The 21,617-nt window shown below is 68.3% G+C and carries 7 protein-coding genes; 6 read left to right on the plus strand and 1 reads right to left on the minus strand.

The genetic code is table 11. From position 1 onward, the window contains the following. Positions 1–63: 63 nt before the first annotated feature. Positions 64–843: an isoprenyl transferase gene (locus tag ACWPXK_RS07635; protein ID WP_454195258.1), complete on the plus strand. Its 780-nt coding sequence runs from the start codon at positions 64–66 to the stop codon at positions 841–843. Between the two features lie 13 nt (positions 844–856). Further along, complete coding sequence (locus ACWPXK_RS07640) at positions 857–1,450, plus strand: hypothetical protein (RefSeq protein WP_454195259.1); 594 nt, start codon at positions 857–859, stop codon at positions 1,448–1,450. 6 nt (positions 1,451–1,456) lie between these two features. On the opposite strand, the gene coaA is transcribed toward ACWPXK_RS07640, so the two are convergent. Further along, positions 1,457–2,389 carry a type I pantothenate kinase gene (gene coaA, locus ACWPXK_RS07645; protein WP_454195260.1) on the minus strand — a complete coding sequence of 311 codons (933 nt, stop codon included), beginning with the start codon at positions 2,387–2,389 and terminating at the stop codon, positions 1,457–1,459. Between the two features lie 949 nt (positions 2,390–3,338). Between coaA and ACWPXK_RS07650 the strand changes: the two genes are divergently transcribed. The 4 genes from ACWPXK_RS07650 (at position 3,339) to ACWPXK_RS07665 (ending at position 21,371) form a co-directional block, all read left to right on the plus strand. Continuing rightward, positions 3,339–17,582, plus strand: a complete 14,244-nt coding sequence (locus ACWPXK_RS07650) for an amino acid adenylation domain-containing protein (RefSeq protein ID WP_454195261.1) — start codon at positions 3,339–3,341, stop codon at positions 17,580–17,582. 29 nt (positions 17,583–17,611) lie between these two features. After that, on the plus strand, positions 17,612–18,532 hold the full coding sequence (locus ACWPXK_RS07655) for an aldo/keto reductase (protein ID WP_454195262.1): 921 nt from the start codon (positions 17,612–17,614) through the stop codon (positions 18,530–18,532). A gap of 108 nt (positions 18,533–18,640) precedes the next feature. After that, complete coding sequence (locus tag ACWPXK_RS07660; protein ID WP_454195263.1) at positions 18,641–20,005, plus strand: wax ester/triacylglycerol synthase domain-containing protein; 1,365 nt, start codon at positions 18,641–18,643, stop codon at positions 20,003–20,005. Between the two features lie 166 nt (positions 20,006–20,171). After that, the gene (locus tag ACWPXK_RS07665; protein WP_454195264.1) at positions 20,172–21,371 is read left to right on the plus strand and encodes a DUF885 domain-containing protein; all 1,200 of its coding nucleotides are present in this window, start codon (positions 20,172–20,174) and stop codon (positions 21,369–21,371) included. The last annotated feature ends 246 nt before the right edge of the window (positions 21,372–21,617 follow it).

Here is a 21,617-nt window from a genome sequence, read left to right on the forward strand (position 1 = left end):
CCACTGTACCGGCGTATCGCGGTCGATGCCGAGATCGTGTCGCCGAGGCGTAGGGTTGCCCGCGTGGAACTTCCGAGTCAGGTGCGGGGTCTGCCGTATCGCATCTACGAGGCCCGGCTGTCCAGGCAGCTGGCCGGCAAACAACATCCCCGGCACGTCGCGGTGATGTGTGACGGCAATCGCCGCTGGGCGCGGGAGAACGGTTTCACCGACGTCAGCCACGGTCATCGGGTCGGCGCGCTGAAGATCGCCGAACTGGTCGGCTGGTGCGAGGCCGAGGGTATCGAGATGGTGACCGTCTACCTGCTGTCCACCGAGAACCTGCAGCGCGATCCGGACGAGCTGGAGACGCTGTTCGAGGTGATCACCGACGTGGTCGAGGAACTGTCTGCGCCGGAGCAGAACTGGAGCGTGCGCATCGTGGGCACGCTCGACGGATTCCCCGAGCTCATCGCCAAACGGCTGCGTACCGCGGCCGAGCGCACCGAAGGGCGGGGTGGTGTGCACGTCAACGTCGCGGTCGGTTACGGCGGCAGGCAGGAGATCACCGACGCGGTGCGCTCGCTGGTCCGACAGGAGATGGCCGCGGGCGAGACGGGCGAGGACCTGGTCCAGTCGATCACCGTGAACGCGATCGGCCAGCACCTCTACACCTCCGGCCAGCCGGACCCCGATCTGGTCATCCGAACCTCCGGCGAGCAGCGATTGTCCGGGTTCCTGCTGTGGCAGAGCGCATACTCGGAAATATGGTTCACCGAGGCGTACTGGCCGGAGTTCCGGCGGGTGGATTTCCTGCGCGCGCTGCGCGACTACGCCGCGCGCCATCGCCGCTTCGGCGTGTGATCGGATCTCGCTCGTGACGGAGCCGAGCGCCAGCGGGATGGTGCGGCACGGTCCGGGCGATTTCATCGGCTACGCGGAGTTCGGTAGGCGCTTCCTGGAGTTCGCGGCCTCCGAAGAGCGCATCTTGGGCGCGTTCGGTCAGCTGACCGGTGCCGCCTTCGATTTCGGCCCGATCGGCGTCGGCCCTGGGCGATTGGCGAAAGTGACCGCGGAGGTCCAGCTCGGCCGGTCGCGGCTGCGCCGCCTCGGCGGCGAGCTGATCGCGTTCGAGCTGCTCATTCCGCTGGACCTCGATCTGCTGCTGGACTTGGCGGTCGATCGGCATCGGTTCCATGTCGAGGGGACCGTCCACCTGCACCTGACGGTGCGCACCGCCACGCCGTTGCGGGTGGTGATCGATATCGCCGAGCCGCGTCCGGTCGACGTGCGCGTGAATGTCGCCGCCGCCACCAGGCGCGGACAGTTGCTGCGGATCTTCGCCAGCGTCGATCACGAGGTCAGGCGATTCGTCGCCCGCTATATCTCCGCCGAGATCCGCAGGCCGGACATTGCCGCGGCGTGCGATATCGATGTCGCCCGCCGCCTCGATGAAGCGTGGAAGCTGTAAGCGAGATCACAATTTGCGCAGCCGCAACCGGTTGATGGTGTGGTCGGCATCCTTGCGCAACACCAGGGTCGCGCGCGGCCGGGTGGGCAGGATGTTCTCCACCAGATTGGGGCGGTTGGTGTTGTTCCAGATCTCCTTCGCGGCGGCGGTGGCCTGCTCGTCGTTGAATCCGGAGTAGTGGTGGAAATGCGCGTCGGGATCGGCGAACGCGGTCTCGCGCAGCGTGAGAAACCGTTGCACGTACCAGTTTTCGATGTCCTCGATGCGCGCGTCGACGTAGATCGAGAAGTCGAACAGATCAGAGACCATCAGCCGGGGACCGGTCTGCAGCACGTTCAGCCCCTCCACGATCAAAATGTCGGGCTGCCGTACGCAGTGCAGCTTTCCCGGCACGATGTCGTAGGAGATGTGCGAATACACCGGCGCGCAGACTTCCGCCGAACCGGATTTCACCTCGGTGACGAAGCGCAGCAGCTTGCGGCGGTCGTAGCTCTCCGGGAAACCTTTGCGGTGCATGATGCCGCGCCGAGTGAGTTCCGCGGTGGGATAGAGGAATCCGTCGGTGGTGACCAGGTCGACGCGGGGGTGGTGATCCCAGCGCGCCAGCAGGGCTTGGAGCACGCGGGCGGTGGTCGACTTGCCGACCGCGACGCTGCCCGCGACGCCGATCACGAAAGGTACCTGCTGGTCCGGGTGGGTTTCGCCGAGAAAGGTCGCGGTCGCGGCGAACAGGCGCTGGCGCGCGGCCACCTGCAGGTGGATGAGACGAGCGAGCGGGAGGTAGACCTCCGCGACTTCCTCGAGATCAATCTGTTCACCGAGGCCACGCAGGCCGATCAGCTCTTCCTCGGTGAGCACCAGGGGAGTCGACTTACGCAGGGTCCGCCACTGTTTCCGGTCGAATTCCACGTATGGACTCGGCTCGCTCATCCGTGCCACTTACCCGACACTCCACTTCGGCAAACACGCACAGTTACCGTGCGGATCCGGTGAGATTCGGTCTAGCTGTCGCCGCATAGCCGAATTCTGCTCTGTGTCGTGACGACGTGCTGAGCGGGGTCCACTACCGGCTGGTAACGAGCCGATGACCAGCGCGGGAGACGACGACGAACCGCTTGGCGGCGGGCCGGTCTCGTCCATCCTGGATCGTCTTCGACGAGATCGGCGAGGTCCATTGCGGGGTACGAGCGGCGTTCGCTGTCCGGCGGGTTCGCATACCGGTCGACTGTGCGGCGATATCCGGGGCCGGTTCGGTCCGAGTAGTCGGGCGGTTCACAAAAGAATGCGGGTCCCCGTTGCACTCGACCGTGTGACCGAAATGAATTCCTGGTATGCGTCGGAAAAACCATCCGCCCAGTCCGATCAAGTGCGTCTCTGCCCGAATCGCCGCACGGCTGGGCAATTCTGTCCGGGGTATGCATAGGACCTGTTCGTGGTGCTATCGATGTGGGCTGCATTACATTTATTCGCGCGTCTTCGACCCTCGCCCGTGGTCCGAACCGCTCTGTGGCAGCAATGGATATGCTCCGGCCAGAAGGAGGTGCGCGTGGTACGGCGATCGGAACGGGTGGGTGAACGAAATCCCAGGTAAAAGGGTATTTTCGTGCAGGCTGTGGCGAGCTTCGCGCCGCAATCGGCCGCGTCGGCCGAGCTGTGCACCGATTCCCCGAGTTGTATCGAGCATGTCGGAGCGGCGCTGAGTAAGTCGGCATAATTTCGATCCGCGGGCAACCGGATATTCCTGCATGTGGGAATATCCGGCAATGTGTTTTTGGTAGGGTAATTAATTTGTTCGCGACGGTGTGGTATTTGGTTCGCGAAGTGTGGTTTGTTTTAAATGACTTTCTTCATGCAAAATGCCGCCAGCGGCGAGAGGTGAAATGCGGGAATGAGTAGGGATCGTCGTGCCTCGCGGGGACGTCGCCGGGTCGGTCTACTCTTCGGGGGGCTGCTCACGGCCGCTGTGGAATCCGCGGCCGACGTCGTCGCCGTCCGGTTCAACCCCTCGGGGGATCCGTCCGATGACCGGCAGTTGACCTACCGGGAGCTCGATGAGTTGTCGTCCCGGTGGGCGCGCGAGCTCATAGCGCGCCGGATCGGCGCCGGTGACACGGTGGCCATCGGGATCACGCGCAGCATCGAATCCGTGCTGGCCGTATGGGCGGTCGCGAAGACGGGCGCGGCGTATGTGCCGGTGGATCCGGCGTATCCGCCCGAGCGGATCGCGCACATGCTCTCGGATTCGGGTGCGGTGCTCGGATTGACCACCACGGCACACCGGTCGGCGCTCGGTCCGGATGTGGACTGGATCGAACTCGATGATCCAGTGCACACCGAGCGAGTCGCCGAGCGGCCGGGCCATCCGATCTCCTACACCGACCGGGTACGCCCGATCGATCCCCGGCACCCCGCCTACGTCATCTACACCTCGGGTTCGACCGGGAAACCCAAGGGCGTGGTGGTCACCCACACCGGTCTCGGCGGGCTGGTTGCCGCGGCGCGTGAAGGCCTGCGCGTGCAGCAGGGCTCGCGCATCTTGCACGTGTCCTCGCCCAATTTCGACGCCTCGGTGCTGGAGCTGTTGCTGGCCTTCTCGTCCGGTGCGACGCTGGTGGTCGCGCCGCCGCACGTGTTCGGTGGCTCCGAGCTGGCCGATCTGCTGCGCCGGGAGCGGGTCACGCACATCGTGATCACGCCGGGCGCGCTGGAATCGGTGGATCCGGCCGGGCTCGACGACCTCGAGGTGGTGGAGGTCGGCGGCGAGAAGTGCAGCCCGGAGTTGGTGGGGCGCTGGGCGCGGGACGGGCGGCTGTTCGTCAACGGGTACGGCCCGACCGAGGTGACGGTGTGGGCGACGTTGAGCGGGCCCTTGCGGCCGAGCGAGCCGATCACGATCGGCACCGCGATCGCAGGGGTGGGTGCGTTCGTGCTGGATGCGCGGTTGCGACCGGTGCTGGCGGGAGTGGTCGGGGAGTTGTACCTGTCAGGGCCGGCGCTGGCTCAGGGTTATCTGGGGCGGCCGGGGCCGACCGCGGAACGGTTCGTGGCCAGTCCGTTCGGTGCCGAGACCGGTGAGCCGGGCGCGCGGTTGTACCGGACCGGTGATCTGGTGCGGCGCAACGAGGCCGACGGCACCCTCGAGTACCTGGGCCGCTCGGACTTCCAGGTCAAGATCCGCGGCTTCCGTATCGAACTGGGTGAGATCGACAATGCGCTCACCGCCCATCCAGCGGTCGATTACGCGGCCACCCTCGGCAAGACGCTGCCGTCCGGTGCGAAAGCCCTGGTGTCCTACGTGCTGCCGCATGCGGGGGCCGATGTGGACACGGGAGAACTCGCGACCTTCATCGGTGGCAGGTTGCCGGAATACATGGTCCCGGCGGCGATCGTGGTGCTGGACGAGATTCCGCTCACCCCGATCGGCAAGCTGGACCGCAACGCGCTGCCGGAGCCGGTCTTCGTGGGGCGCGACTTCCGTGCTCCGGTGAGCGAGGCCGAGTCCGTCATCGCCGAAGTGTTCGCGGCGGTACTCGGTGTCGAGCGGGTCGGCCTCGACGACTCGTTCTTCGCGCTGGGCGGCGATTCGATCCTGTCGATCCAACTGGTGTCGCGGGCCAAAGCGCGCGGTGTCGTGTTCACCGCACGGGATGTGTTCGATCACCGCACGGTCGCGGCATTGGCCGAGATCGCCACGCTCGCCGGCGCCGCGGAGCAGCACCGGCTGGCGGAACTGCCCGGTGGCGGGGTTGGCGAGATTCCGTTGACGCCGATCATGGCGGGGACGCTGGCCAAAGGCTCGTCGTATCAGCGGTTCTCGCAATCGATGGCGCTGCGGCTGCCCGCCGACATCGATCGGGAGACTTTGGTCGCGACCATCGGCGCGGTGTTCGATCACCACGATGTGCTGCGCGCTCGCCTGCGCCGAAATGGCCGAGCGGCATCCGGGACGGCGGACGCCTCATGGCTCTTCGAGGCGCTGGAGCCCGGCGCGGTGGAGATCGGCACGCTGGTGCGGCGGGTCGAGTTGCCCGCCGACATCGACGATGCGGAGTTGTCTCGGCGGGCGAGTGACGAGTACGACGCGGCCCTGGGGCGGCTCGATCCGTCGAATGCGGCCATGGTGCAGTTCGTCTGGTTCGCTTTCACCGGCGACGCCGCGAATGCGGGGTCTGCTCGGCGTCGCGATGTGTTGCTCGTCGTCGCCCACCACTTCGTGGTCGACGGCGTCTCATGGCGGATTCTGATTCCGGATCTGGCGGTGGCCTGGTCGCAACTGGCCGGGGGACAGCCGGTGACGCTGCCGGCCAATGGAACCTCGATGCGGCGCTGGGCGCACGCCCTCGTCGAGGCGGCGAAGCAACCCGCGCGCGTCGCGGAACTGCCGTTCTGGCAGCAGGTTTCGGCTACCCCGGATCCGCCACTGGGTGCACGCGCGTTCGATCCGGCGGTGGACACGTTCGCCACCGTCGACCGCGTCGAGGTGACGTTGTCGGCGGAAGTGACCGAGGCCGTGCTGACCGCGATCCCGGGTCGGTATCGGGGTGGCGTCAACGATGGCCTGCTGTCGGCGCTGGCGCTGGCGGTGAGCAAGTGGCGCGGCGACACCTCCGGCGGCACGGTGCTGGTCAAGCTGGAGGGCCACGGCCGGGAAGAGGATGTCGCCGCTGGCGCGGATCTGTCCCGGACGGTCGGCTGGTTCACCAGCGTCTACCCGGTTCGGCTGGATCTCGCAGGAGCCGGTGTCGATGCGGCGTTCGAGGGCGGAAAGCCCTTGGGTGACATCGTGAAATCGGTGAAAGAGCAGCTGCTGGCGATCCCCGACAAGGGCCTCGGCTACGGCCTGCTGCGCTACCTGAACCCGGAGACCGCCGCACAGCTGCGCGACGCGGGCCAGATCAGCTTCAACTATCTGGGTCGTGTGTCGACGGGCGAGATACCTGGCGAACTCGGCGAGTTGGGTTGGGTGCCGGTCGCGGATCTGGGGCAGTTGGATGCCGAGATGGATCCGGACATGCCCGCGGGCGGCGTGATCGATCTCAACGCGATCGTCACCGACGGCGCGGACGGTCCGCGGCTCGGCGCGTCGTTCGCCTTCCCGAGCGGGCTGTTGTCGCGGGAGCGGGTGCGGGAGCTCGCCGATCTGTGGGCCGCCGCGCTCGCCGCGCTCGCTCGGCACGCACAGCGGCCGGACGCCGGTGGCCTGACGCCATCGGACCTGCCGTTGGTCGCGGTAGGCCAATCGGATATCGACGTATGGGAACGGGATTACCCGGCGCTGTCGGACGTGTGGCCGCTGTCGCCGTTGCAGTCCGGCCTGCTGTTCCATGCCCTGATGGCGCAGTCGAGCGTCGACGTGTACATCACCCAGGCGCGGGTGGAACTGGGCGGCAGCCTGGACGTCGAGCGGCTGCGGGCCGCGGCGCAGGCGGTTCTGGACCGCTATCCGAACCTGCGGGCAGCGTTCGTCACCGACACCGAGGGGCACCCCGTGCAGGTGATCATGGACCGGGTCGAGGTGCCCTGGCGTGAGGTCGATCTGACGCACTTGCCCGAGTCGGAGCGCTCGGCGGAGCTACACCGGTTGGTCGCGCTGGAGCGCGAGACCCATTTCGATATGTCGGTGGCGCCACTGATGCGGTTCACCTTGTACCGCACGGGACTGCCGGGCACCGGCGCGGCGGTCGACGAAACCACCGAGACGCGGTGGCATCTGGTGATCACCAGCCATCACATCCTGCTCGACGGCTGGTCGAACCCGCTGTTGCTGCGCGATGTGCTGGTGCTGTACGCGACGCGGGGCGATCAGTCCGCGCTGCCGCGGGTGTCGTCCTACCGCACCTTCCTGAGCTGGCTGGCCGGCCGGGATCGGGAGGCGTCGCTACGGGTGTGGGCGGAGGCGCTGTCCGGTGTGGAGGAGCCGACGCGGCTAGCGCCGCAACCGAGGGCGGCCGAGCAGTACGAGATCGGGAAGCGGATCACCGAGATCGACGCCGACGGCGCCGGCCGGATCACCGAGCGCGCCGCCGAACTCGGCGTCACGGTGAACACGCTGGTGCAGGCCGCGTGGGGCATTCTGCTCGGGCGGCTCACCGGTCGCGGCGACGTGGTGTTCGGCGCGACGGTGTCCGGCCGCCCCGGCGAGCTGACCGGCGTGGAGTCCATGGTGGGCTTGTTCATCAACACTCTGCCGGTGCGTGTGCGTATCGACGATCGCCTCGCGGTGGGCGAGTTGCTGGAGCGCCTGCAACGCGACCAGGCCGATCTGCTCGACCACCACTATGTGGGCCTCACCGATATCCAGCGCGCGGTCGGTGCCGGAGCGCAGTTCGACACCCTGCTGATCTTCGAGTCGTACCCAATCGACCGGGACGCGATCGCCGCCGTGAGTTCCGTGGACGGCATGTCGGTGACCGGTGTCGGTCTCCAGGACGATACGCACTACCCGTTGACGCTGCTGGTGCACTCGGCGTCGACGATCGAGCTGACATGGAAGTACCTGGGCAGCCGCTTCACCGCCGACGAGGTGGAAGCCCTTGCCGCACGGCTGCTGCGGGTGCTCGAGGCACTGGTCGGCGATCCCGGCGCACGAGTCGGCGATATCGATATCATGCTGACCAGCGGTGAGCGGAATCGAATCCTGCGGGAGTGGAACGACACCCGGCATGCGGTCGAGCCGGAGCTGCTGCTGGACGGCTACCGACGTGCGGTGCGGACGTATCCCGATCGGGTCGCGGTGGTCTACGAGGGCCACGAGCTGACCTATCGGGACTTCGACGTGCGCGTGAATCGGCTTGCGCGCCTGCTGATCTCGCGCGGCGTGGGTGCGGAATCGCTGGTCGGCCTCGCGGTCCGGCGTTCGCTGGACCTGGTCGTCGGAATGTATGCGATCGTCACCGCGGGCGGTGCCTACGTGCCGTTGGATCCGGATCATCCGGACGAGCGCATCCAGCACGTCCTGAACACCGCCGAACCGCTGTGCGTGCTCACCACGACCACGGACGCCGTGCCCGTGCCCGACGGAATTCCCGTGCTGCACATCGACACCGTGGAACTGGACGGCTTCGACGGCGCGCCGCTGCGTGCCGAGGAACTGGCGCGACCGGTGCGGCCGGAAAACCCGGCGTACGTGATCTTCACGTCGGGCTCTACCGGACGCCCGAAAGGCGTCGCGGTGTCGCACGGCGCGATCCAGAACCAGATCACCTGGATGCTTGCCGAGTACCCGTTGGGCGCCGACGATGTGTACTTCCAGAAGACGGCCACCACCTTCGACGTCTCGCTCTGGGGCTACTTCATGCCGCTGCGCGCCGGTGCGAAACTCGTGGTCGCCACGCACGACGGCCATCGCGACCCCGTCTATATCGCGGAAACGATTGCGGCACAGCGAGTTACCGTTACCGACTTCGTTCCCTCGATGCTTGCGGTGTTCGCCGCCCACACGGCGGCGGATGCCATCCCGACGCTGCGACACGTCTTCGCGATCGGCGAGGCGCTGCCGCCGGAGACAGTCGCCGCGCTCCGGGCGATCTCCGATGCCGCCGTACACAACCTGTACGGACCGACCGAGGCCGCGGTATCCATCACTTATCGGCGAGCGTCCGGCGGCGAGCTCACCAGAGTGCCGATCGGATCGCCGCAGTGGAACAGCCGTGTCTACGTGCTGGATTCGCGGTTGCGGCCGGTGCCGTCCGGGGTTCCCGGCGAACTGTATCTGGCCGGTGACCAACTGGCCCGCGGCTACGTGGCCCGGCCCGATCTGACCTCGGATCGGTTCGTGGCCGATCCGTTCGGTTCCGGCGAGCGGATGTACCGGACCGGGGATCTGGTGATCTGGCGTGAGCCCGGTCGCTCCACGGATGGACCCGGCGACCGCGTCGCGGCGCACGGCGTGCTGGAATACCTGGGCCGCACCGACTTCCAAGTGAAGTTCCGCGGCCAGCGCATCGAGCTCGGCGACATCGAATCGGCGCTGCTCGAGCAGCCCGCGGTGAGCCAGGCCGTCGTCGTGGTGGTGCCGTCGGAACTCGGCGATCAGCTGGTGGCCTACGCGGTGCCTGCGCCGGGAGCCGGCATCGATCCGGCGCAGCTGCTGCCCGCGTTGGCGCGGACGCTGCCCGCCTACATGGTCCCGGCCACGGTCGTGGAGCTGGCCGCGTTCCCGCTCAACACCAGCGGCAAACTGGATCGCAAGGCGTTGCCGCTGCCGACGTTCACCGGCCGTGAGTTCCGGGCGCCGTCCACCCCCATCGAGGAGATCGTGGCCGGGGTGTTCGCCGACGTGCTCGGCCTGGACCAGGTCGGCGTCGATGACGACTTCTTCGCCCTCGGTGGCAACTCGCTGGTCGCCACCCAGGTCGTGGCCCGGCTGAGTGCGGCGCTGGACGCGCGGGTGTCGGTGCGGACCCTGTTCGACGTACCCGTGGTCGCCGAACTGGCGGCGGGGATCGTGCCGGGCTCCGGTGCCGCGAGTCGTCCACCACTGGCTCGGGCCACGCGACCGGATCTGGTGCCGCTGTCGCTGGCGCAGCAGCGCATGTGGGTGCTCAACCAGGTCGACACCGAATCTCCGGCCTACAACCTGCCGTTCGCCCTGCGGCTCACCGGTGCCCTCGACGTGTCCGCCCTGCGGCAGGCGGCGGTGGATGTGCTGGAGCGGCACGAAGCGCTGCGCACGCGGTTCCCGGTGGCCGGCCCGGACGGCACGCCGCACCAGGAGATCCTGTCGGTGGCCGAAACGCTGCCCGACGGGCTCGAGGTCGAGACGGTCGCCGCCGCCGATCGTGATCAGGTGGCCAAACTGTTGTCCGCGGGATTCGACGTCACCGAGCATCCGCCCGTGCGGATCCGGTTGTTCTCCGGCCCGGCCGCCGACGAGCATCTGCTCGTCTTCGTCGTGCACCACATCTCGGCGGACGGCTCTTCACTCGCGCCGCTGGCGCGGGATCTGGTGACGGCCTATCTGGCGCGCATCGCTGGCAGCGCGCCGAGTTGGGCGCCGCTGGCGGTGCAGTACGCGGATTTCGCGGTCTGGCAGCGCGCGGTCGTCGGCACCGATGCGGAGGAGAACTCCATCGCCGCACAGCAATTGGCGTACTGGCGGCAGCAGCTGGCCGGAGTGTCCGCGGCGGCGCAGCTGCCGCTGGACCGTCCGCGTCCGGCTGTCGCGTCGCTGCGTGGTGCGTCGACCGGCGTCGTGGTGCCCGCGCAGGTGCACGAGGGCATCGCCCGCATCGCGCGCGAGCACAATTCCTCGCTGTTCATGGTGGTCCACGCCGCGTTGGCGGCGCTGCTGGCCCGGTTGTCCGGTGGCTCCGACATCGCGATCGGCACCCCGATCGCGGGTCGCGGCGCGGCCGCTCTGGACGATCTGGTCGGCATGTTCGTCAACACGCTGACGCTGCGCACCGATGTCGATCCGGCCGCCGCGTTCGCGGCGCTCCTCGGCCAGGTGCGCGAGACCGACCTCGCCGCCTTCGCCAACGCGGACATCCCGTTCGAACAGGTGGTCGATGCGGTCCTCCCCGCTGCGGCCGGCGCGGGGAACCCGCTGTTCCAGGTGATGCTGTCGTTCCAGAACACCGAGCAGCCCTCGCTGGAGCTGCCCGGCCTGACGGTCTCGGCGCTGGAGACCGACGAGGTCGTGGCGAAATTCGATCTAGAGGTGATCGTGGAGCCGCGGCACCGGGCGAATGGAACGCCGGACGAGCTCGTCGTAGTGTTCACCTATGCGTCTGAGCTTTTCCAGGAGGCGACCGTGCAGCGGCTCGCTCGACGATTCGAGCGGGTCCTCGCCGCTGTCGCCGCTGATCCCCGCGCGATCGTCGGTGACCTCGACATTGCCGACGTCGCCGAACAGGATCGGGCGCTGACCGCGCCGGTCCGGCCCGCCGAGCCGAGCACGGCGGAGCAGGTCGGTGTGACGCTGTTGCCGGAGCTGCTGGCGGGCGCAGTGGAGAGCAATCCCGATGGTGTCGCGGTGGTCTATGCGGACGCCTCGACGCAGCTGGGCGAGATGGAGTACGTCGACCTCGACGATCGGTCGACCCGGTTGGCTCGGCTGCTGATCGAGCGCGGCATCGGCCCGGAGGACCTGGTCGCGATCGGCATTCCGCGGTCGATCGACTCGGTGCTCGCGGTGTGGGCCATCGCCAAGACCGGTGCCGGGTTCGTCCCCGTGGATCCCAACTATCCGGCCGAGCGGGTCGCGCACATGGTCTCGGATTCGCGTGCGGTGCTCGGACTCACTGTCGCCGAAGTACGCGCTGACCTGCCCGAAGAGGTGGACTGGCTGGTCATCGATACCGACGATGTCGATCGACGGCTCGACGACTACTCGGCCGCGCCGATCGAGGACGTGGACCGCACGCGGCCGTTGCGCGCCGCGCACCCGGCCTACGTCATCTACACCTCCGGATCGACCGGCAAACCCAAAGGCGTGGTCGTCACGCAGGCCGGGCTGTCGAGCTTCTGCGACGAGCAGCGCGAGCGCTACCGGGTGACGAGCACGTCACGGACCTTGCATTTCGCTTCGCCGTCGTTCGACGCGTCGGTGCTGGAACTGCTGCTGGCGGTGGGCGGCGCCGCGACCATGATCGTGGCGGCGCCGACCGTCTACGGCGGTGCCGAGCTGGCCGCGCTGCTGCGCCGGGAGCGGGTGACGCACGCGTTCATCACCCCGACGGCGCTGGCGTCGGTCGATCCGGCCGGACTGGACAAGCTCCGCGTCGTGATCGCCGGTGGCGAGGCGTGCCCGCCGGATCTGGTCCAGCGCTGGACGATCCCGATCGGTGGACGCCGCACCCGTGAGTTCTACAACGGGTACGGGCCGACCGAGACCACGATCATGACCAATATCAGCGCGCCGCTGGTGCCGGGGGAGACCGTCACCATCGGCGGGCCGATCCGCGGCATCACCGAGTACGTGCTCGACCCGCGGCTGAATCCGGTGCCGGAGCTGGTCGTCGGCGAGCTGTACATCGCCGGCGCGCAGGTGGCACGGGGATATCATGAGCGACCGGGGTTGACCGCCGCCCGGTTCGTGGCCAACCCGTTCGACCCGAGCGGAGACCGCCTGTACCGGACCGGCGATCTGGCGCGACGCACGGCCGATGGCAGGCTGGAGTATCTGGGCCGCAACGACTTCCAGGTCAAGATCCGCGGGTTCCGCATCGAACTCGGCGAGATCGACGCGGTCCTGGGCGCGCACGACACCGTCGACTTCGCTGTCACCATCGGGCACGAACTCGCCAGTGGCGCGACCATCCTCGTCTCGTACGTGCATGCCGCCGCCGGTGCGATCGCCCGGCCCGACGAGCTCGTCGCGTTCGCCGAACGCAGCCTGCCCGCGCACATGGTGCCCACCACCGTCATGGTGCTGGACGAGATCCCGCTGACCCCGGTCGGCAAACTCGACCGTGCCGCGTTGCCAGCGCCGGTGCTGCAGGCGAGGGAGTACCGGGCGCCGTCCGGGCCGCTGGAAGAACTGGTCGCGGGCGCGTTCACCGAACTGCTCCGTCCGGCGACGCCGGTCGGAGCCGACGACGACTTCTTCGAACTGGGCGGCAACTCGCTGATCGCCACCCGGGTCATCGCGCGGCTCGGGGCCGCGCTGGATATCCGTATCCCGGTGCGGCTGCTGTTCGAGGCGTCGACGGTGGCCGCGCTCGCGGAACGCTTGGGCGAGAATTCGACCGGTGCAGGCCGTCGGCCGTTGACCGCCGGTCCGCGCCCGGAGCGGATTCCGTTGTCCTTGGCGCAGCAGGGAATGTGGTTCCTCAACCGCTTCGACACCGCTTCGGTGGCCTACAACGTGCCGCTGGCGGTGCGGTTGACCGGCGCCATCGATACGGACGCGCTGCGGACGGCGATCGAGGATCTGGTGGCTCGTCACGAGATCCTGCGCACGATCTATCCACACCAGGGTTCCGGTTCGGGGGACTCCCAGGACGCTCCCGTGCAGGTGATCCTGCCTGTGGCACAGGCGGTTCCGCAGTTCGAGATCCGGGCCGTCGCCCCGGCCGACGTGGCGGATGCCGTGGTCGCCTTGGCGGGTACGGCTTTCGACCTCACCACCGACGTGCCCCTCAGGGTGGTGCTCTTCGACCTGAGCGGCGACAACCCCGACCACTCCGGCGCGGCACCCGAATATGTGCTGGCGATGGTGGTGCACCACATTGCCGCTGACGGGTCGTCGATCGGCCCGCTGACCCGTGATCTGATGACCGCGTACGCGGCTCGCTGTGCCGGTGCGGCCCCGGCTTGGGCGCCGTTGCCGGTGCAGTACGCCGACTACAGCATGTGGCAGCGGGAGCTGCTCGGCGCCGAAGACGATCCGGAATCCCTGGCGGCCAAGCAGATCGCCTACTGGAAGCAGGCTTTGGCCGGGCTGCCGGATCAGCTCGACCTGCCGTCGGATCGGCCGCGTCCGCTGCTGCGCTCCTACGCCGGAGGCGGGGTGGCGGTGCGCATCGATGCCGAAACCCACCGTGCACTGGTGGAATTGGCTCGGGCCGAAGGCGCGACGCTGTTCATGGTCGTGCACACGGCGCTGGCGGTGCTCCTGGCGCGGTTGTCGGGCACCGACGACATCGCGATCGGTTCGCCGGTTGCCGGGCGGGGCGAAGCGGTCCTGGACGACCTGGTCGGCATGTTCATCAACACCCTGGTGTTCCGTACCGGATACGACGCCGGGGAGACCTTCACCGACCTGCTCCGACGGCAGCGGAAGGCCGATATCCAGGCGTTCGCGAACGCGGACGTGCCGTTCGAGCGTCTGGTCGACGTGCTGCGGCCGGTCCGGTCGACCGCGCGGCATCCGCTGTACCAAGTGGCACTGTCGTTCCAGAATCTGGAGCCCGTCACGCTGGAACTGCCGGACCTCGCCGTCTCCAGCCTGGATATCGGAACCGAGGTATCGCAGTTCGACCTGCATTGGATGGTGGGCGACACCTACGACGGTGCGGGCACGCCGACCGGGATCGGCGGCGTGGTCAGCTACGCCGCCGACATGTTCGACCACGACACCGTGCAAGGCTTCGTCGACCGGTTCGTGCGCCTGCTGTCCGCGATTGCCGCCGACCGCACGGCGGTTCTGGGTGACATCGAGGTGATCGATCCGGCCGAACGCGTGCGGCTGCTGTCCGACGCGGTCGACACGGCTCACCCGGTGTCGGCGGATGTCCTGCTGACCGGCTATCGCCGCGCCGTCACCGCGACACCGGACGCGATTGCTGTGGTGCACGACGAGACGGCGTGGACTTACCGGGAATTCGACGCGCGAGTCAACCGCTTGGCCCGGTACCTGATCGAGCAGGGGATCGGTCCCGAGTCCGTGGTCGCCCTGGCGATGCCGCGTTCACCGGGGCTGCTGGTCGCGATGTACGCGGTGCTCACCGCGGGAGGCGCGTACCTGCCGCTTGACCTCGATCATCCCGCAGGCCGGATCGCGTACGTGCTGGAAGTGGCCGAGCCCGTGTGTGTGCTCACGGACAACGGCAATCCGGTATCCGTTTCCGGGGTTCCGGTCATCGATGTCGACTCCCTTGATCTGGCGGCGTACTCGGCGGATCCCGTCGCCACGGGCGAGTTGCGTGCGCCCCTGCGTGCGGACCATCCGGCGTACGTGCTGTTCACGTCGGGGTCGACCGGACGCCCCAAGGGTGTGATGGTGTCGCACGGCGCGATCACCAACCAGATCGAATGGATGGCGGCGCAGTATTCGTTCGGGCCCGACGACGTCTACCTGCAGAAGACGGCGACCACGTTCGACGTGTCGCTGTGGGGATTCTTCGTTCCACTGTGGGTGGGCGCGCGACTGGTGCTCGCCGCACCGGGCGGCCAGCGCGATCCGGGTTACATCGCCGACCTGATCGCCGCCCACCAGGTGACGGTCACCGACTTCGTCCCCTCCGTGCTCCAGGTGTTCCTTGCCGCGGCCACGGCGGAGCAATTGGCTTCCCTGCGTGCGGTTTTCGTCATCGGTGAAGCTTTGCCGCCCAGCACCGTCGCGGACTTCGCCGCGTTGTCGGGTGCCGGACTGCACAACCTGTACGGTCCTACCGAAGCGGCCGTGTCGGTGACGTATTGGCCCGCGTCCACGAATGACCGGGCCACCGTGCCGATCGGTGTCGCGGAGTGGAATACGCGGACCTATGTGCTGGATTCCCGGCTGCATCTCGTACCGGCCGGCGTGGTCGGCGAGTTGTATTTGGCGGGAGACCAGTTGGCGCGCGGCTACCTGCGGCGTGCGGACTTGACCGCGGATCGATTCGTCGCCGACCCCTATGGGCCGCCTAGCGCCCGGATGTACCGGACCGGTGATCTGGTGCGCCGCCGTGCCGACGGCGTGCTGGAGTATCTGGGACGCAGCGACTTCCAGGCGAAGATTCGTGGCCACCGGATCGAGCTGGGTGAGATCGAGGCCGCGCTGCTTGCCGAGTCGTCCGTCGCCCAGGCGGTGGTCGTGGTGACGGCGTCGGAGAGCGGCGACCAGTTGGTCGCCTACGTGGTCCCGGCGGCGGCCGATCTCGCGGCCGACGCTCTCCGCGAGTCGCTGGCGCAGGTGCTGCCGTCGTACATGGTTCCGTCGGCCATCATGGTGCTCGATTCCTTCCCGATGAACGACAGCGGGAAGCTGAATCGTGCCGCGCTGCCGCGGCCGGTGTTCCGGGCCCGCGATTTCGTCGCCCCGGCGAGTCCGACCGAGCGGGCGGTCGCCGAGGTGTTCGTCGACGTGCTCGCCATCGCCAGGGCCGGTGCCGAGGACGATTTCTTCGATCTCGGCGGCACGTCGCTGCTCGCGTTCACGTTGCAGCGCGCGCTGACCGCCCGGCTCGGTGTCGACGTGCCGATGGCGGCGTTGTTCACCGCACCCACCGTGCGCGGACTGGCTGCCCGCATCGACAACCTGGACGAGCCGGCGGCGGTCGCGGCCGACGACTCCGCGACGATCGCCGCCGATGCGGTGCTCGAGCCGGAGATCGATGGTGCCGGTGCCGCGCCGGCGCGCTCGGAAACCCCCACGGACGTGCTGCTCACCGGTGCGACCGGGTTCGTCGGCGCGCACTTGCTCCGGGAATTGCTGGTCAGCACCCGGGCGCGCGTCTGGTGCCTGGTCCGCAGCGATGACGACGAGCGGGCACACAAGCGGATTCGCAACGCCCTGGAGAAGTACCGCATCTGGGACGACGCCTACGAACTCCGCATCGTCGCTGTCGCAGGCGATCTGGCGGCGCCCCGCTTCGGGCTCGACGAGGTCGGTTACGACCGGCTGACGGAGCGGATCGACGTGGTCTACCACAACGGTGCTCGGGTGAACCACATCGAGCCCTATGCGCGGCTGCGCGCCGCCAACGTGGATGGCACTCGCGAGGTGTTGCGGCTGGCGACCACCGGCCGGATCAAACCGGTGCATTTCGTCTCCACCGTCAACGCGGTGATTCCGGCCGCTCCCGGACCGGATTTCCGCGGCAGTGAGGACGCGGTGCTGGACGTCGGTGAGGTCTCCCCGAACGGGTATGTGGCCAGTAAATGGGTTGCCGAGCAACTGGTCCGGCAAGCCGGCGAACGCGGTGTGCCGGTGAGCATCTACCGTCCCGGCATCGTCTGCGGTGATCCGCGGGTAGGCGTGAACAGCGCGGACGACTCGTTCTGGAACATGATCCGCGCGGCCGCCATCCTCGGGCTCGCCCCCGACACCGGCGACGCCGACACGGCCCTGGTGCCGGTGAACTACGTGGCCGGTGCCATCGTGGCGCTGGCGGCCGAAGCCCCGAGCGGGTCGGCCTACCACCTGGTGAACTCGCAGCGGGTGGCGATCCGCGACATCTTCCAATCCCTGCGCGGGCACGGGATCCCGGTCGCGATCGCCTCGGTGGAGGAGATCGTCACCAGGCTGGCCGAGGAAGCCGCGGCGCGCGACGCGGCCGGTGACGACTCGCTGGTACGCGCCGCCCTGGTCAGCGGCAATTACGGCGGGGTTGCGGTCTCCGTCGACGACACCCAGACTCGTACGGAGCTCGCCGGGCACGGAATCCATTGCCCGCCGATCGATACGGCTGCGCTGGACGCGTATGTCGAATCCTTCATCGACTCGGGGTTCTTTCCCGGCCCGAGCGATGACGGCGCACGCTGAGTGATCAGCCCCCCATTCGGAAGGAAAGCATGACCACACAAGCCGAGTCACGTCCCGCCGCCGCCTCGGGCACCTTCGCCCTCGGCGGCGACCTCCCGGTCCATCGCCTTGGCTACGGCGCGATGCAGATCACCGGGGAGGGCGTATGGGGCGACCCGAAGGATCCGGATGAGGCCGTGCGCGTCCTGCGCCGTGCCGTGGAACTCGGTGTCACCTTCATCGACACGGCGGATTCCTACGGTCCGTTCGTCAGCGAAACGCTGATCCGCAAGGCACTGCATCCGTACGCCGACGACGTGGTCATCGCGACCAAAGGCGGTCTGACCCGGCCCGGCCCCGGCGACTGGCGTCCCGTCGGCCGCCCCGAATACCTGCGCCAGCAGCTGGAACTGAGCCTGCGGCACCTCGGTCTGGAGCGCATCGATCTGTATCAACTGCACCGGATCGACCCGAAGGTGCCGCTCGCCGACCAACTCGGTGAGCTGGCGCTGCTGCGGGAAGAGGGCAAGATCCGGCACATCGGCCTCTCCCAGGTGACCGTCGCCCAGCTCGAGCAGGCCCGCAAGATCGTCGACATCGTCTCGGTGCAGAACCTGTACAACCTGGCCAACCGGGAGGCGGAGGACCTGCTCGAGTACGCGGAAGCGAACGACATCGCTTTCATCCCGTGGTTCCCCATGGCCACCGGTGAGCTCGCCCGTCCCGGTGGTGTCCTGGACACCTTCGCGCGCGAGGACGCCAGCCCGTCCCAGCTCGCGCTGGCCTGGTTGCTGCGTCGCTCTCCGGTCCTGCTGCCCATCCCCGGCACCTCCAGCGTGGCGCATCTGGAAGAGAACATCGCGGCCGCCACCATCTCGCTCACCGACGAGGAATACGCCGCCCTGTCCGAGGTCAGCGCTCCCGCACCGCGTGCTCGCCGCTTCCGGCTGCCGAAATTGACCCGTAGCTGATCGGACAGGCCGCCGGGCGCGGACGTCGCACTGTTCCGCAGGCGGACAGGCGATTTCGGCCTTCCGGCGATAGAGTGCGGCAAACCCGAGATCGACGAGAGCAGCAGGATGCGCGAATCACAGCTGGTGGCCAATGATGCCTCCTATTACTACTTCGCTCGCTCGGGGCGGGTCACCGACTGGCCGATGTGGTGGGTGTTCGACAGCGAGACCGGTGCGCCGCCGGAGGCCGCCGACATCGCTCGCCACATCGGCGAACGCGCCGAAGTGCTCGAACCGCTGCGCCGCCGGATTCACGACGTGCCGGGCGGGCTCGGGCATCCGTTCTGGGGCGTCGACGACAGTCCGATAGACAGTCACGTCGTCACCCACGCGGTGGACCTGGACTGGGCGGGGTGTCTCGACCAGATGGGGAGCATTCTGGAGCGACCGCTGGATGCTCGGGTCAGCGCATGGCAATTGCACGTGTTCCCCGGCGTATCCGGCATACCGACGCTGAGCGGTGCGGGCATCGTGGTGATGATGCAGGTCAGTCACGCGCTCATGGCCGGCCCGGCCATGACGTCGCTGTCGGAAGCGTTGTTCGCGTCGGCGCCCGCACCGGTGCGGATCGAGGGGCAAGGGCCCGCCGCCAAGCGTCTGGGCCTGCGCCTGGGACTCGCCGCCGCGGGTGGCGCGTTGCGGTGGCCGTTCCAGGTGATGCGTTTCAACGCCCGGGTCGGGGCCGAGAACCGGCGCATCGCCCGAGACGGCGACGACAGCGGGCCGAGCACGCCACCGCGCAGCCGGACGGTGCTCAACCAGCGGATCGGTCCGGGACGCGTCATGCGGACATTCCCGTTGGAACTGGCGGCTGTCCGGGCGTCGGGGATCACCGTGACGGCCGTCGGCCTGACCGCGATCTCGCGCGCTATGCAGCGTTATCTCGAAAAACAGGACGCGTGCCCGGACGATCTCGCGGCGTTCGTGACCATCGCGGTGCCCGATGCGCCGGTGATGGGGGTCAATCACGTTGGCGCCGACGTGGTCGACCTGTTCCCGGGAGAACTCGACCTCGCCGACCGCGCGCGGGAGGTCGACGCCACGCTGCGGGTACGTCGCCATTCGGCGTCGAGCCGCCGCGAACTCAACCGGCTGGAGTTGGTCGACCTGCTCCCGAGCCGGGTATACCGGGCGAGGTACGGCACGCTCCCGCCCGCCGACGCTCCCGCCGTCGCGCATACGATCTTGACCAGCATCAGGTGCGAGCCGACCGCCGAATGGTCGTTGCTGGGCAAGCCGTTTCGCTTCGCGGGCATGCTGCCGCCGGTATACCCGGACATCGGCCTGGCGCACTCGTTCGTAGGCGTGCGCGACAGCTTTACCGTGTCCGTGGCGTGTGATCCGGAGATCGTCCCCGACCTGGACGATTACAGCGACATCCTGCGGGAATCGTTCCACGAGATCGCCGCAGCCCTCGGCGACTCGGACTGACGAACTGCTGTTCTGCGCCGGATTCGCTGGGTGGCCGCTCGGTCAGAGCTCGCGTTCCGGCGGCTGCGTCGCTGGACGGCTCCCCGCCATCCCGGGACCGTTCCAGTCACCAGCTCCAGAAGCCCCGCACTGTGGCTGTCCCCTCGCCGCGCTAAGGTCGGCGGGCATGGAAGCGCATCCACTCGTCACCGAATACCTGCGGCTCGGCCTCGCCTTCGACCGGCTCGAGGAAGGGTTCGTCGACGCCTACACCGGCGATCCCGCGCTGCGCCGCGAGGTGGAGAACGCGCCGGCGCCGCAGCCACGCGAGCTGGCCCGCCGCGCCGCCGACTTGCGCGCCGCGGTACCGGATGCCGGGTTGTCGCCGCAGCGCGCGGAATTCCTCGACGTGCACCTGCGCGCGCTGGAATGTTCCGGCCGCAAGTTCGCCGGAGACGAGATCGGGTTCGTCGAGGAGGTCCGGGCCTACTTCGACGTCGACATCGCCCCCGGCGACGTGGCCGACTACCGCGACGCACACCGGCAGATGGACGAGGTGCTCGCGGGAGACGGCCCCCTGGCCGAACGCATGGCCGCGCATCGTAAGGCCGACGAGATCCCACCGGAGCGCCTGTCGGTCTGCGTCGAGGCGTTTTCCAGCGCGCTGCGCGAACTGGTCCGCGCCCGCTACCCGCTGCCCGACCACGAGCACGTCACCTATGAGGTGGTCGGGGACAAACCCTGGTCCGGATTCAACTACTACCTGGGCAACTACCACTCACGGGTCGCGATCAATTCCGACCTCAAACAGCACATGGCACACCTGCCGCAGCTGATCGCACACGAGTCGTACCCGGGGCACCACACCGAGCACTGCCGCAAGGAGGCCGGGCTGGTCGCCGACGGGCAGGCCGAGCAGACGCTGTTCCTGGTGAACACGCCGCAGTGCCTGATGGCGGAAGGTCTGGCCGATCTGGCGCTGCGCTCCATCGTCGGGCCGGGCTGGGGGAAATGGGCGCAGGAGATCTACGCCGACCTCGGCCTGCGCTTCGATGGCGAACGGGCCGAACGCCTTTCGAACGCCTCGGCCAAGCTGCTCGGTGTGCGCCAAGACGCGGCGCTGCTGCTGCACGACCGGGGGCGCACCCACGACGAGGTGGCGGAGTTCTTGCAGACCTGGAGTCTGGTGACGCCGGATCGGGCGCGGCAGTCGCTGCGGTTCCTGTCCTCGCCGCTGTGGCGGGCCTACATCTCCACCTATGTGGAGGGGTATCGACTGCTGGGCGGGTGGCTGGATCGCGCGGTCGACGCCGACGACCGGGCCGACCGGTTCCGCAGGCTGCTCGACGAACCGCTCACGCCGGGCGCGGTACGCGCCGCGGCCTGAACGACGAATACGACGTGTGCCCGACTCCGCCCGGGCCACACGCCATTCCGGAGTGCTACTGGATGACGGCGCAGCCCTGTCCGCCCGAGGAAATGCTGCACAGCAGCAGCGAAAGGGTGCGCAGTAGCGCCTCGATGGGAGAGTTGGGCACCGAAACCAAGCCGACCATGGTCGTTCCTCCACTGGGTGGTCCTGAATAGCTGTCACCAGGGAAACCGCTCGAACCGCCGGTTTTCGTTACGGCTC

Source organism: Nocardia sp. Marseille-Q1738, from assembly GCF_965283145.1.

Bases quoted from the DNA above. Each gene is read 5' to 3' on its own strand.
- ACWPXK_RS07660 (WP_454195263.1), top strand. From the start codon at position 18,641: ATGCGCGAATCACAGCTGGTGGCCAATGATGCCTCCTATTACTACTTC.
- ACWPXK_RS07650 (WP_454195261.1), top strand. From the start codon at position 3,339: ATGAGTAGGGATCGTCGTGCCTCGCGGGGACGTCGCCGGGTCGGTCTA.
- ACWPXK_RS07655 (WP_454195262.1), top strand. From the start codon at position 17,612: ATGACCACACAAGCCGAGTCACGTCCCGCCGCCGCCTCGGGCACCTTC.
- ACWPXK_RS07665 (WP_454195264.1), top strand. From the start codon at position 20,172: ATGGAAGCGCATCCACTCGTCACCGAATACCTGCGGCTCGGCCTCGCC.